The sequence below is a fragment of the Bifidobacterium sp. LH_449 genome (genome assembly GCF_056356755.1).
Genome location: NZ_JBKEUV010000001.1, coordinates 334,199 through 348,631 on the forward strand (window position 1 = coordinate 334,199; position 14,433 = coordinate 348,631).

Annotated in this window: 11 protein-coding genes; 2 read left to right on the forward strand and 9 right to left on the reverse strand. The window is 60.5% G+C overall.

Going from position 1 to position 14,433, the window contains the following annotated elements:
• Nucleotides 1–251 precede the first annotated feature (251 nt).
• The gene (locus tag AC1AX7_RS01375; RefSeq protein WP_476508303.1) at nt 252–584 is read left to right on the forward strand and encodes a hypothetical protein; all 333 of its coding nucleotides are present in this window, start codon (nt 252–254) and stop codon (nt 582–584) included.
• Nucleotides 585–728: 144 nt separating this feature from the next.
• Here the strand turns inward: AC1AX7_RS01375 and dnaE are convergent, their stop codons facing one another.
• From dnaE to AC1AX7_RS01420, 9 genes are all read right to left on the reverse strand, one after another.
• Nucleotides 729–4,283 (reverse strand): DNA polymerase III subunit alpha, encoded by a 3,555-nt coding sequence (gene dnaE, locus AC1AX7_RS01380; protein WP_476508304.1) that lies wholly within the window; start codon nt 4,281–4,283, stop codon nt 729–731.
• 426 nt (nt 4,284–4,709) lie between these two features.
• Entirely contained in the window at nt 4,710–5,636 is a 927-nt protein-coding gene (locus AC1AX7_RS01385) for an RluA family pseudouridine synthase (RefSeq protein WP_476508305.1), read from the reverse strand.
• Complete coding sequence (gene lspA, locus AC1AX7_RS01390; RefSeq protein ID WP_476508402.1) at nt 5,633–6,187, reverse strand: signal peptidase II; 555 nt, start codon at nt 6,185–6,187, stop codon at nt 5,633–5,635. Before lspA ends, AC1AX7_RS01385 begins: the two co-directional genes overlap by 4 nt.
• Nucleotides 6,188–6,207: 20 nt before the next feature.
• Nucleotides 6,208–7,806: a DivIVA domain-containing protein gene (locus AC1AX7_RS01395; RefSeq protein WP_476508306.1), complete on the reverse strand. Its 1,599-nt coding sequence runs from the start codon at nt 7,804–7,806 to the stop codon at nt 6,208–6,210.
• Between the two features lie 109 nt (nt 7,807–7,915).
• Nucleotides 7,916–8,197 (reverse strand): YggT family protein, encoded by a 282-nt coding sequence (locus AC1AX7_RS01400; protein WP_476508307.1) that lies wholly within the window; start codon nt 8,195–8,197, stop codon nt 7,916–7,918.
• 95 nt (nt 8,198–8,292) lie between these two features.
• Nucleotides 8,293–8,781: a cell division protein SepF gene (locus AC1AX7_RS01405; RefSeq protein WP_476508308.1), complete on the reverse strand. Its 489-nt coding sequence runs from the start codon at nt 8,779–8,781 to the stop codon at nt 8,293–8,295.
• A 31-nt stretch (nt 8,782–8,812) separates the two neighbouring features.
• The gene (ftsZ, locus tag AC1AX7_RS01410) at nt 8,813–10,081 is read right to left on the reverse strand and encodes a cell division protein FtsZ (protein ID WP_476508403.1); all 1,269 of its coding nucleotides are present in this window, start codon (nt 10,079–10,081) and stop codon (nt 8,813–8,815) included.
• A gap of 242 nt (nt 10,082–10,323) precedes the next feature.
• Nucleotides 10,324–11,565: a tRNA dihydrouridine synthase DusB gene (gene dusB, locus AC1AX7_RS01415; RefSeq protein ID WP_476508309.1), complete on the reverse strand. Its 1,242-nt coding sequence runs from the start codon at nt 11,563–11,565 to the stop codon at nt 10,324–10,326.
• A 108-nt stretch (nt 11,566–11,673) separates the two neighbouring features.
• The gene (locus tag AC1AX7_RS01420; RefSeq protein ID WP_476508310.1) at nt 11,674–13,149 is read right to left on the reverse strand and encodes a glycine--tRNA ligase; all 1,476 of its coding nucleotides are present in this window, start codon (nt 13,147–13,149) and stop codon (nt 11,674–11,676) included.
• Nucleotides 13,150–13,448: 299 nt separating this feature from the next.
• Here AC1AX7_RS01420 and thiM point away from each other — a divergent pair, with 299 nt between their 5' ends.
• Nucleotides 13,449–14,372: a hydroxyethylthiazole kinase gene (thiM, locus tag AC1AX7_RS01425; RefSeq protein WP_476508311.1), complete on the forward strand. Its 924-nt coding sequence runs from the start codon at nt 13,449–13,451 to the stop codon at nt 14,370–14,372.
• The last annotated feature ends 61 nt before the right edge of the window (nt 14,373–14,433 follow it).

Here is a 14,433-nt window from a genome sequence, read left to right on the forward strand (position 1 = left end):
GACAACGAAGGACATCGTGTCTTCGGCATTGACGACGTCCGAAAAGTTGCGCACTTTGGACTGATGTCCGGACAGGAAAAGGCATGATCCGCCACCGATATACGATTCATTCACCAAAACAAAACCGACACGAAGGAAACAGTGGTCCCAGCTGTTTCGCGTGACCGACGTTCTCGTCGATTGCACCGATAAGAATTCATACATATGCATCGACGAGAACGAAGTTCGTCGGGTATTCCCGCGGAAACCCTGTGAAAACGATGGCATTACGCGCCCAGAGCGCAGGGACATCGTCGGAGAACGATATCGAGGAACAGATGCAGCAACTCGATCCGTCCGACTGCAAGGGCGTAATCGTCGGTCTTCGCATTCCCGGTTCGGTCTCGTTGTCCGTTGTCACAGGCATGACCGGAATCATCAGACGGCATGTGCCGAAAAATCCCTTCATCCGGAAGATGACTTTCGACGATCAATGCGAGCAGATTCGAACCATGGCGCTGTTTGGCTTTTCCGCGTGGACACGGCTTCGCCGGACCGAATCCTCCCGGCCTCAGCTACCGGACGGTTCCGGCAAGGATGCGTAGGAAAGGCTTGACGGCGGCCATCTCCTTCGAGCGTGACGGTAGTGCCCGGATATTCGTTCATCAAGAGAACAAAGCCCTTTCCATCCGAAATCTCAAGCTACGTCAGCAGATAAGATAAATGCCGGCATATCGCCGCCATTCCCGTCAGGCGGCGGGAAGGGCGCTGGGGCCGAAGAGGATCTTGATTTCGGCGAATAGCGAGGTGTCGCGCTTTACGCGGAAGCGGTCGCCAAAAGTCAGCACGCGGGCGTTGCCCTTGTCATCGACGACCGCCAGTTTGACCTCGCAGTATCCGGGATGATTGGTCAGCACCTGGCCGAGCTGCATCATATGCGGACGGTCCAACGCGGATTGCGGCAACGCGATGATCAGAGGCCTTTCATCTTCGGCCTCCAATGACGGCACCTGCATTTCCGTGGCGCGCAGGCTGACGGTTTCGTCACGAATCTCGACCTGACCGCGAATCTGCACCACCGTATCCACCGCCATCTCCGGAGCGGCCGCTTCATAGACCTTGCCGAAGAACATGCATTGGATGGAGCTGTCCATGTCTTCAATCGTCACGATCGCCCAATTATTGCCCTTTTTCGACACACGACGATCGACGCTGGTGATCAGGCCGGCCAAGGTGACCTGCTGGTTGTCCCCCATCGTTTTGGCGCGATCGATCAGATGCGCGATGGACATTTCACGAAGCGACGCCAATACCGACTGCATGCCGCTCAACGGATGGTCGGAGACATACAGGCCGAGCATTTCGCGTTCGAAATTCAGCTTGGTCTTCTTGTCCCATTCCTCGACGTCCGGCACGGTGACCTGCGCGTCGCCCATCGCTTCCGCGCCGCCATCATCCGCATCGGCGAACAGGTCGAACTGGCCTTCCGCCTGCTTGCGTTTCAGGCCGACCACCGACTCGATCGCGCTTTCATGGATCTGATACAACGCCCTTCGGTTCGGATCGATCGAATCGAAGGCACCGGCCTTGATCAGCGATTCCACCAGACGGCGGTTCAATGCGCTCAATGGCACACGTCGAATGAAATCCATGAAATTCACGTATTTGCCGTGGCCGCCTTCACGCTCGGCGATGATGTCCTTCACCGCGTTTTCGCCGACGTTGCGGATCGCCCCCAAGCCGAATCGCACGACGTCGCCGACCGCGGAATATTCGTATACCGACTCGTTCACATCCGGAGACAGCACCTGAATGCCCATACGGCGCGCTTCGCCAAGGTACAACGCGGTCTTGTCCTTGTTGGTCGATGCGCCCTGCAGCAACGCGGCCATGAATTCGACGGGATAATGCGTCTTCAGATAGGCGGTCCAATAGGAGATCAGGCCGTATGCGGCGGAATGCGCCTTGTTGAACGCGTATCCGGAGAACGGGACCAGCACGTCCCACACGGCCTGCGCGGCCTCTTCGGAATAGCCGTGCTCCTTCATGCCTTCGAAGAACGGGATCTTCTCCTTGGCCAGCACTTCCGGCTTCTTCTTGCCCATCGCTCGACGCAGCACGTCCGCCTTGCCCAGCGAATAGCCTGCAAGGATTCGCGCGGCCGACTGCACCTGCTCCTGATAGACGATCAGGCCATAGGTTTCGTCAAGCACTTCCTTCAACGGCTCGGCCAGTTCCGGATGGATCGGTTCGACCTTCTGCAGGCCGTTCTTGCGCTTCGCATAGTTCGTATGCGATTCCATATCCATCGGGCCCGGCCGGTACAGGGCGATCAATGCCGAAATATCGTTGAAGTTGCTTGGCTTCAACGTTTTGAGCAGCGAGCGCATGCCGTCGCCATCGAGCTGGAACACGCCAAGCGTGTCGCCGCGTGACAGCAGCTGGTAGGTTTCCGCGTCGTCCAGCGGGATCTTCGTATGGTCGATGCGCTCCTTGCCGTTCGCTTCGATGTTGCGCAGCGTATCGCGGATGACCGTCAAGTTGGACAGGCCCAGGAAGTCCATCTTGACCAGGCCCAGCGTTTCGCAGGTGTGGTATTCGAACGTCGTGGTGACGGTGCCGTCGGTACGTTCCAACAGCGGCGAAGTGTCGGTGATGGGCTCGGATCCCATGATGGTCGCGCACGCGTGCACGCCGGTCTGTCGGATCAGGCCTTCGATGCCCTTGGCCTCCTCGGTGATGCGGCGCACATCCGGATCGGAATCATACAGTTCGCGGAACTCGCGGGCTTCCGCATAACGCTTCGCCTTCGGATCGAAGATGTCGTGCAGGCTGATGTCCTTGCCGCCTGTGGCCGCCGGGGGCAACGCCTTCGTGACCTTCTCGCCCATCGAGAATTCATAGCCCATGATGCGGGCGGAATCCTTCAGGGCCTGCTTGGTTTTGATGGTGCCGTAGATCACGCATTGGGCCACCTTGTCGTGACCGTATTTATCGGCCACATATTCAAGCACCTTGGCGCGGCCGTCCGGGTCGAAGTCGACGTCGATATCCGGCAGGGACACGCGTTCCGGGTTCAGGAAGCGTTCGAAGATCAGACCGTGTTCGAGCGGGTCGAGTTCGGTGATGCCCATGGCGTAGGCGACCATGGCGCCTGCGGCCGAACCACGGCCGGGACCGACCACGACGCCATGGTCCTTCGCCCAGTTGATATAGTCGGCCACGACCAGGAAGTATCCGCAGAACTGCATCTGGCAGATCACGCCGCACTCGTAGTCGGCCTGCTGGAGCACGTGCAGCGGCACGTCGCCGTCGTATCGCTTCTCCAGTCCTTCCTCGACCTTCTTCAGGAACAGCGAGGTCTCGTCCCAGCCTTCCGGGCAGGGGAATTTCGGCATGAACGCGCCGTCTTCGCCATCGTCGAACATCACATTGCAACGTTCGGCCACTTCCAGTGTGTTGTCGCAGGCTTCCGGCAGGTCCTTGAACAGTTCGCGCATTTCCTCGGCAGTGCGCAGGTAGTAGCCCTCGCCTTCGAATTTGAAGCGCCCCGGCTCGTCCAACGTGGAGCCGGAGTTGATGCACAGCATCGCATCCTGCGCGCCTGCGTCTTCCGGCATCACATAATGCGAATCGTTGGTGGCCAGCAATGGCGCGTTCAGACGTTTCGCGATTCCCAGAAGGTCCTTCGTGACGCGACGTTCGATTTCCAGATTGTGGTCCATCAGTTCGATATAGAAATTGTCGCGTCCGTAGATGTCCTGCAGCTCGCCGGCGGCACGCAACGCCTCATCGAACTGGCCCAGGCGCAGACGGGTCTGGATCGTGCCGGACGGGCAGCCGGAACCGCAGATCACGCCTTTGGAATAGGTGGCCAGCACTTCGTTGTCCATACGCGGATAACGCATGACGCGGCCTTCAAGATTGGCCACGGAGGACGCTTTGGTCAGGTTGACCAGGCCTTCGTCGTTTTCCGCCCACAGCGTCAGGTGGGTGATCAGACCGCCGCCGGAGACGTCATCGGATTTCTGGGCTTCGGTGCCCCAATGCACGCGGGACTTGTCCTGACGGGCGGTTTCCGGCGTGACGTATGCTTCGATGCCGATGATCGGTTTGATGCCGGCTTTGACCGCTGTGCTCCACATTTCATAGGCGCCGTGCATGTTGCCGTGATCGGCGATGCCGACGGCCGGCATGTTCAGTTCCTTGGCGCGGTTGACCAAATCCGGAATCTTTGATGCACCGTCCAGCAGGGAATAGTGGGTGTGATTATGCAACTGTACGAAATTCGCGGAATTGGCCATGCGTTCCATGCTACCGTATCGTCTTGCCGCGGCATCCGTCGAACTTGTCGGGTGTATGCATTGATTCGCCAGACCGCGCGGCAGGAATGCGACACGCCCGGGCGCTGTGGATAACCGCTTCCACTCGTCCACAACCCGCTTCGGGCTTGCGCCCGGATGCGTCGCTCGATGATGATGGGAGCAGCTGATAGAAACAGCCGCGCCGACAATGAAGGCGCGGACGAAGGAGCCACCGCATCATGCCACGCAATACGCCGTTATACGACATCAGCCGCATCGCCGGACTGATTACCGCGGTCTGCGGCGTCCTCGTTATCGGAGGGTTTCTCTACCTTGGCCGAGGAGCATACGATCCGTTTGACGTGCTGGCGCTCATCGGCGTTTGTCTGTTGATGCCCGTCGGCGGCATCAGCGCGATCATCTGCATCATTGCCGCTCTTGCCGGCGCTGTCGCATCACGTCAAGCGCGTGCTGCAGATCGGCCGGATATTGCGAAGTCACCGTCGTCCACACATGCGTGCGCGGATGCCGGAATTCCAGTTTCATGGCATGCAGCCACTGGCGGTCCAGGCCGACCGCCTGGGACAGCACCGGATTCGCCCCATACATCGGATCGCCCACCAGAGGATGCCCGATCGAAGAGAAATGCACACGGATCTGATGCGTGCGCCCGGTCTCCAGATTGACCGAAACCAGCGTCGCCTCGCCGAAACGCTCCATCACATCCCAATGGGTCACCGCGTCCTTGCCGGCGGGCGTTACGCAGAAGCGGAAGTCGGAGACCTTCGCGCGTCCGATCGGCGCTTCGATGGTCGCCTTGTCGTCGATGAGATTGCCCTGCGCCAGGGCATGATAGGTTTTCACCACTTCATGCTCGGAGAATTGGCGGCGCATTTCCACATAGGCCAGTTCGGACTTGCATACCAGCATCAACCCGGACGTGCCGACATCCAGACGGGAGACGATGCCCTGCCGGCCTGCAGCGCCGTATGAGGTGATGTGCACGCCGCGTTCCAGCAGACTGCCCAAAACCGTGGGGCCGGTCCATCCGACGGAGGCATGCGCGGCGACGCCGACCGGCTTGTCCACGACGACGACGTCGTCGTCCTCATACACCACCGCCATATCATCGGCGATGGGCTCCGGTTCGGCACGTTCCTCGACGATGTCGAATTCGACGATCTCCCCCGCCATCAGCGTGCCGGACTTCGAAATATCGCGTCCCAGAACACGCGCCTGGCCGCTTTCGATCAGGTCGGCGGCCTTGGCGCGCGAAATGCCGAGCATCTTCGACACGGCGACGTCGAAGCGCCTGCCGATCAACGCATCCGGCGCAGGGGCGAGTCGACTCATGCAGCATCCACCTTTTCGGCATCGACCGTTTGATTCCCGGTCTTTCCGTTCTCTTCCAAATCCTTCGCGCTAAACGGCTCCGAAAGGAAAATCAGTAACACGATACCAATCGCGGCGACCATCAGGAAGATATCCGCGACATTGCCCACCGACCATCCATAATCGAGAAAGTCGATGACCTCGCCGTCCAGGAAGCCATCGGCGTACATCACACGGTCGATGAGGTTGCCCAAGGCGCCGGCGAAAGCCAATGACAGCATCACCGTCCAGCGCATCGAAACCGTGCGCAACGCCATGACGGCGAGCACCACGCATGCGACAATGGCCAGCAGCGAAATGACCCAGGTCATCGACGACCCCATGCCCAGTGATGCGCCGGGATTATGGACAAGCGTAAAAGACAGCAATTCCGGTATCACCGGAATCGTCCGGCCGTCGGCCAACGCGGATTCGGCCCACATCTTGGTGACGCGATCCAGCACAAGCGCGACGGCGGCAACACACGCAAAGACGGCCACGCGTTTGCGCAGCCGTCCTTGACTTGCCTTCATCGCATCAGACACGGTACGAATCAGTCGTTCTGCCCGGTGCGGTTGTAGTTGTTCGTATCCGAGACCTGGGAGACCAGCTGGCCGAGGAATTCGGTCAGGCGGGCACGGTATTCGGTTTCGAACTGCTTGAGGCTCTGGATGTTGCCCTCGATGACCTTGGACTGCGTCTCAAGGTTCTCACGAACCTGCTGAGCGTAATCGTCGGCGGCCTTACGGGTGTTCGCATCGTATTCGGATGCGCGACGCTGCACTTCAGCCTCATAGGCATCGGCCGCATTGTGCTTGTCGGCCACGTACTGGTTCGCTTCCTGGGTCTTCTGAGCGGCGTATTCGTTGCCCTCCTTTTCCTTTGCGGTGTAGTACTGGTCGCCGGAAGCGGTCTTCTGCTCCAGATAGGCATTGCCTTCGTTGGTGCGCTGGGCAAGATAGGCGTCGCCTTCCTGGGTCTTCTGGGTCAGATAGGCGTCGCCTTCCTCGGTACGCTGGGCGAGGTAGGCGTTGCCTTCGTTCTTCTTCTGCTCGAAGTAGGCGTTGCCTTCGTTCTTCTTCTGCTCCAGGTAGGAATTGCCTTCCTGGGTCTTGTCGGCGAAGTACTGGTCGCCTTCGCTGTGACGAGCCTGCATATACGTGTCGGCATCATGGCGGGTCTTGGCCGCATAGGAGTCGGCATCGGAATGTGTGCGCTCGGAATAGGAGTCGGAATCGTCGCGGGTGCGCTTGCTGTATTCATCCGCTTCGGAACGCGTGCGGTTTGAATAGTCGTTCGCCTTGGAAATGAGCTCTTCGTACTTACGCTGGCTCTGCTCGGTGATTTCACGGGCCTTGGCCTTGCCCTTGTCGACATACTGGTCGTGCAGCTGCATGGCCAGCGTCAGCATTGCGGTCGCACGTTCCGGCTCGGTCGTGGCGCTTGCGGCGGCGCCGGCGATCTTCTGCAGGCTGCCGGTCTCCGTGCTCGGTTCGACCTTGGCGACCTGCTCGCGCAGGTGCTCTTCACGCTGCTTGGATTCCTCAAGCTGACGGTTGAGGTCCTTGATCTGCGCGGACTGCTGCTGAACGATGACGATCTGCTCCTGCGCGGCGGCAAGCTGGCGGGACAGCTCTTCGGTGTGGGCGCGGAATTCGTCACGCTCGCGCTGCACGGCCACAAGCTGCTCGCCAAGGTCGTCGGCGTTGGCGGCTTCGGCAAGCTGGGCGGTCAGCTGATCGACCTGACCGGAGAGACGGTCGACCTGTCCCTTCAGCTGCTCGTTCTGAGAAGACAGGGCGCGATTGTTCTCTTCGGCTTCAGACAGCTTCGCGGCTGCGGCCTGCGCCGCCTGCGCAGCGGTATCGCCCTGGCCTGCGGCGGACTCGACCGCGGACTTCAATGTCGCGTTCTCGTTCTCCAAAGACTGCACCTGCGCGGTCAATTCGGAGATCTTGGTATTCAGACCGGCGACATCCGGGCCGAGCGACTGGGTCGACTGGCTTCCCGCAACAGCCTGCTTGCCCAATGCTTCAACGGTTTCGGTCACCTGATCGAGGAAGTCGTCGACTTCATCGACATCATAGCCTTCCTTGAAATGAACCGTTCGGAAGGTATGTTCCCTGATATCCTTCGGCGTCAATAAAGCCATAAATCTTACACCTCGCTTTGGGGCTATGCCTCGCTGTGTTGGTATCAATGTCCGATGCTAGCACGTTCCCGCGCTTTTCAAGGGAAAATGCCGTGCTTCGGCTCATGTTTCATATCAATATCCGCAACACGGTCAGGATGAAATACAACACGATGAAACTGATATCGAAATAGACCGGTCCCAACGGAACAGCCGGGATGTATCGGCGCAGCCAACGCAGCGGCGGATCGGTGACGTCATATACCGCGCCGATCAATGAGGCGACGACGCCGCGCGGATACCATCGCGGCGCCAATACGGCGACCCAGTCGAGAATCATACGCACGATCAGAATGCTGATATACGCGCCGATCAGCCAATCGATTATTCTTCCAATCAAATACAAAAGCATGGTCCCAGCCTACCAATGGCCGGGACCATGCCTTTCGCTGTCCGCTGTACGGAATTCAGCGAATTTCCAGCATCAATGCAGAGCTTTTCATGGAATCAGTCGGCGAACAGATCGTGAGCATTGCCGGATGACTGCGGCTCCTCCACCTTGATGTTCACCTGGGCCGGGCTCAGCAGGAACACACGCGGGGTGACGCGTTCGATGGAGCCACGCACGCCGAACACCACGCCGGAGGAGAAATCGACGATACGATAGGCGATCGCTTCGGAGACGCCGGTCAGGTTCAGCACGACCGGCACGCCTTCGCGGATGGCACGCCCAACCAGCTGTGCGTCCTCATACGACTTCGGATGCACGGTCGTTATGCGATTGAGGCGATTGTTCTGGAACGGATTGATCTGCTCCCTGGAACCGGTGGAGGAGGACGTTCCGCTGGCCGTCGAAGAGGCCGTAGGCATGGGGGTTACCGAATGGTCCGAATCGAAGGACTGGCCTTCGGATTCGGCATCATCCAGAAGTTCGTCGTCTTCCGCAACGTCGGCCATGCCCAAATAGGACATCGCATTCTTCATGAATCCTGGCATGAGATAGGTCCTTTCGCCTCATTGCGCCCTATCAGCGCAGAAAATCCGGAATGTCGAGATCGCCTGGGTCATTGGAGGAAATGACCTCGTGCTCGGTGGTCTGGTCATACGACGGGGACATCGTCGGCGCAGCGGTCTGCGGCACGTACATGGGAGTGCTCTGCTGCACCGGCTGCTGCTGCACCGGCTGCATATTCGGTACGGCGGGGGAAGCTATCGGCGCCGCGGCGGGCGCCTGCTGCGTTTCATTACGGGAAACGGCGCCGGCAGCCAAAGCCGAGACCGGAACGGTTCCGGACGGTTCGGCCGTCAGCGGCGTCGTGTATTCCGTCTTCTTCGCCTTAGGGTCGAAGCCTGCAGCGATGACGGTGACGCGCACCTCGTCGCCGTAGGAATCGTCGAGGGAAAGACCCCAGATGATCTGGGCTTCCGGATGAATGGCCTTGCGGACCAGTTCGGTCGCGGCCGCGGCCTCCTGCAGGCCGAGATCGGTCGGGCCGGCGATGTTGACGAGCGCGCCGTGTGCGCCTTCGATGCTTTCCTCCAGCAACGGGGAGCTGATGGCGATTTCCGCGGCCTGGGTGGCGCGGTCTTCGCCCCGCGCGGAACCGATGCCGAACAGAGCGGTGCCGGCGCCGCGCAGAATGGCGTTGACATCGTTGAAGTCGACGTGGATGTAGGAATTGGAGGTGATCAGGTCGGTAATGCCCTGCACGCCGGCGAGCAGTGCGGTGTCAGCGGTTTTGAAGGCATCCACGATACCGATGGTGCGGTCGGACAGTTCCAGCAGACGGTCGTTCGGGATGACGATCAGGGCGTCGACTTCCTTGCGCAGATTGTCGATGCCGAGGGAAGCGGATGCGGCACGCTGCGGGCCTTCGAAGCTGAACGGACGGGTCACCACCGCAATGGTCAACGCGCCCTGCTGGTGGGCGGCACGCGCGACGATCGGGCTGGCGCCGGTACCGGTGCCGCCGCCTTCGCCGCAGGTCACGAACACCATGTCGGCGCCCTTCATCGCCTCTTCGATATCCGACTGATGATCCTGCGCGGCCTTCGCGCCCTTCTCCGGGTCGGCGCCTGCGCCCAATCCTCGGCTGGACGCATCATTCAACGAGATCTTCACGTCCGCGTCGGATCGCAAAAGATCCTTCGCATCCGTGTTAATCGCAACAAATTCCACATTCTGCAGACCTTCGGCAATCATGCGGTTGACCGCATTGCCGCCGGCTCCACCGACACCGACGACCTTGATACTGGTCTTGTCGTTGAAATTGTCAGTCTGGGCGATCTCGCTCACCATAGTCTCCTGTCCGTTCACGGTTACACAGTACTCTAGCGCAGGGGGATTGATATTATGCGTATCTTTCGGGCGTGTACCGCGTTTCACACGGCAATCGTATCAGCAAAAGGCTTCATATATTTGACGAATTTCGTAATCAATGGCATATGCCGGCCTCTTTTTCGCTGATTTTTATGATTTTTGATTTTCACGGCCTTCTGCGTCCCGCATCGGCGGATTCGATCGGCCGCGATCGGCAATCAGTAGCTCGCATCCATCGGATCGTCGCCGAACAGCGCCTCGCGCTCCTCATGCGTCGTTTCGCGCGATTCCAGCCATCCGTATGGCAGATGGACCTTTTTCGCGAAACGGACACGGCCGCGCGGCTTGTCCACGATTCGTTCGGGGAACGTCACGGACGGGTCAAGCTTCCCGATCTCTCGGTCCACGTCGGCAAGGCTTTCGCATTCCATGAACGCGCGACGAGTGCTTCCGCCCACCGGGAAACCTTTCAGATACCACGCGATATGCTTGCGCAGGTCATGCACGGCCATGCGCTCGTCGCCATCGTAGAATTCGGTCAGCAATTCGGCATGACGGCGAATCACCGTGCATACTTCGCCCAACGTCGGATTGATGCGTTCCGGGTTGCCCGCGAACGCGTTCTTGATGTCCGCGAACAGCCACGGGCGCCCCTGGCAGCCTCGTCCGATGGTCACGCCGGCGCAGCCGGTCTGCTGGACCATCGCAAGCGCGTCATTGGCGCCCCAGATATCGCCGTTGCCGAATACCGGAACGTCCAATGCCTCCACAAGTTCGCCGATGCGGCTCCAGTCGGAGTGGCCGCCGTAATATTCGGCGGTGGTCCGCGCGTGCAGCGTCACGGCCTTGCAGCCTTCCTCCTGCGCGATACGGCCCGCTTCAAGGAAAGTCTCATGATCATGGTCGATGCCGACACGGATCTTCGCGGTGACCGGAATATTCGCGGCATCGCAGACGCGGACGACGCGCTGCAGTATTTCGCGGAACAGATCGGTTTTCCAGGGCAGGGCCGATCCGCCGCCGCGGCGCGTGACCTTCGGCACCGGGCAGCCGAAATTCAGGTCGACATGGTCGGCCATGTTTTCGTCGACGACGATCTTCGCGGCCTGTTCGACGATTGCGGGATTGACGCCGTACAGCTGCAGCGAGCGGATCTTCTCGCTCGGCGCGAAATGGCATAGGCGCAGCGCTTTCGGATTGCGGGCGACCAATGCGCGCGCGGTGATCATTTCCGCCACGTACAGTCCGTCCGGACCGTATTCCTCGCAGATGACGCGGAACGGCCAATTGGTGACGCCTGCCATCGGGGAGAGCACCACGGGCGTTTCGACATGGATGGGCCCTAGGTCGACCGGCGCGATCGACACGGCGGATGCCGGGCTTTCGGCATCGGTACGCGGGTCGAGCACATCCGTTTCGCCATGTGCGTCGACGGTGATGGTGTCGATGTCGTGTTCCATTGGATTGCCTCATTTCATGCTGATACGGACACAGGAAAGCGGAGCGGGATGTTTCCCGCTCCGCTCGTCATTCAACGCGGATGCCGACGCCCTTAAACAGGCGTCTTTTTAGTAGACGCCGCCGGCGGAAGCGATCTTCACCGAATCCGGCCATGCTTCGCCGCCCATTTCGACCGGCAGCTGCGGGTAGCGCACGTGCTTTTCGCCGATGCGTTCGGCCACATAGTCGGCGACCTTGCTCAGGGAGACGCGCTCCTGGGTCATCGTGTCGCGTTCGCGGATGGTCACGGCCTGGTCTTCCAGGGTGTCGAAGTCGACGGTGACGCACAGCGGGGTGCCGATCTCGTCTTCACGACGATAGCGGCGGCCGATGGCGCCGGCCTCGTCATAGTCGATCATCCAATCATGCTGGCGCAGGTCATAGGCCAGATCCTGTGCGACGGCCTGCAGTTCCGGCTTCTTGCTCAGCGGCAGCACGGCGGCCTTGACCGGGGCCAGACGCGGGTCGAGACGCAGCACCGTGCGCTTGTCGACGCCGCCCTTGGTGTTCGGCGCCTCGTCCACGTCGTAGGCGTCGACGAGGAAGGCCATCAGGGAGCGGGTCAGGCCGGCGGCCGGCTCGATGACGTACGGGATGAACTTTTCGCCGGTGGCCTGGTTGAAGTAGCTCAGGTCTTCGCCGGAATGCTTGGAATGGGCCGTCAGATCGTAGTCGGTGCGGTTGGCGATGCCTTCGAGCTCGCCCCAATCGGAGCCCTGGAAGCCGAACTTGTATTCGATGTCCACGGTGCGCTTCGAATAGTGGGACAGCTTCTCCTTCGGATGCTCGTAGTGGCGCAGGTTCTCCGGCTTGACGCCAAGGTCGATGTACCACTGGGTGCGGGCGTCGATCCAGTACTGATGCCATTCCTCATCGGTGCCCGGCACGACGAAGAATTCCATTTCCATCTGTTCGAATTCGCGGGTGCGGAAGATGAAGTTGCCCGGCGTGATCTCGTTACGGAAGCTCTTGCCCATGTTGGCGATGCCGAACGGCGGCTTGGAACGGGACGAGGTCATCACGTTCTTGAAGTCCACGAAGATGCCCTGCGCGGTTTCCGGGCGCAGGTAATGCATCGAATTCTCGTCCTCGACCGGGCCAAGGCTGGTGCGCAGCATCATGTTGAAGTCGCGCGGTTCGGTCCAGTTGCCGCGGGCGCCGCAATCCGGGCAGGCGATGTCCTTCAGGCCGTTCGGCGGCATCTGGTCGTTGTGCTTCTCGGCGTAGGATTCCTCGAGCTTGTCGGCGCGATGGCGCTTGTGGCAGTTGAGGCATTCGATCAGCGGGTCGTTGAACACGGAAACGTGGCCGGAAGCCACCCATACGGCCGGAGGCAGAATGATGGACGTATCCACGCCCACCACATCGCCGCGGGTGGTGACCATAGAACGCCACCATTCGCGCTTGATATTGTCCTTCAGCGCGACGCCCAGCGGACCGTAGTCCCATGCGGAGCGGGTTCCGCCGTAGATTTCGCCGGCGGGGAAAACGAATCCGCGACGCTTCGCGAGGGATACGACTTCATCAAGTTTGGAAACAGCCACAATGCACCTTCTGGTTTGAACGGTTTGGGGTCTTTACAGGACATCAAGAATATCGGCATACGCAGACGGCCCGCCGCAACGCCATAAATGGAAGAACGGTACGGGAATTTCCGGTCTGGCGAGGATTGCGGATGCGTGGGGACAATACGTGGGGATCATGGATGGGCGGCGTCCATGAGACGGCGTAGCGTGGCAATCGCATAAATCGGGGGAACTTCCGGGAAGTTCGGAAGTTGAGATAGGCCCTACGGCCTGACCCTTTGAACCTGTTGGTTAACACCATGGTAGGGAGCATGATCATGAGCGAATCTCAGCATTCAGCAGCGGACGGCCGCACGGCGGACGGATGCGCGGTCGACGGCGTCGGTATCGCAGCCGACGACCCTCTGCGCACAAGCATCAAGCAGGCCGCGCTCGACGTGCGCGGCACGACGCCGCTGGCGCAATCCTTCACCAATTTCGTCACCATCAATCTCGTCGCCAACGCGCAGCTGGCTTCCGGCGGCACCGCCGCGATGAGCTTCCTGCCGGGCGACGTCATCGACACCGCATCGATCGCAGGCGCCACCTATGTCAATGTCGGCACGCTGCTGCCGTTCTACGAGGAGGCCCTCGCCCGGATCGCGCAGCGTCTGCACGAAATGCGCAAACCGTGGGTGCTCGATCCGGTCGCCGCCGGCATCGGCGAGACCCGTACCGCCATTCTCAAATCATTCCGCGATGCGCCGCCCACCATCGTGCGCGGCAACGCGTCGGAAATCATCGCACTGGACGCCATATGGGGCCTGAGCGACGCCACGGACGACAAGACACGTCCGGCCGGCGTGGAATCGGTCGACGAAGTCGATTCCGCCGTGAACGCCGCGCGTCGCCTCGCCCGCCATATGGCGGCGCATGCGCCGAACGGCAAGGCCGCGGTCGCAGTGTCGGGCGCGGTCGATCTGGTCACCGACGGCGACGCCGTATACCGCCTGCCCGGCGGCAGCACGCTGATGACGAAGATCACCGGCGCAGGCTGCTCGTTGGGCGGCGTCACCGCAACGTATCTGGCCGTCGCCGACCCGCTGCCCGCCGCATTGGGCGCATCCCTGCTCTACAACAGGGCTTCCGAAATCGCCGAAGGCCAGTCGGAGGGGCCGGGATCGTTCCAGGTCCATTTCCTGGACGCATTGTGGAACGTCACCGCCGAACAGATCGCGCAATCCCCCATCATCCGCGCGTGACCGTTCACGGCATTCCATATCAGCACCGTTATCGATTTCGCCATCAATCACTACAGAAAGC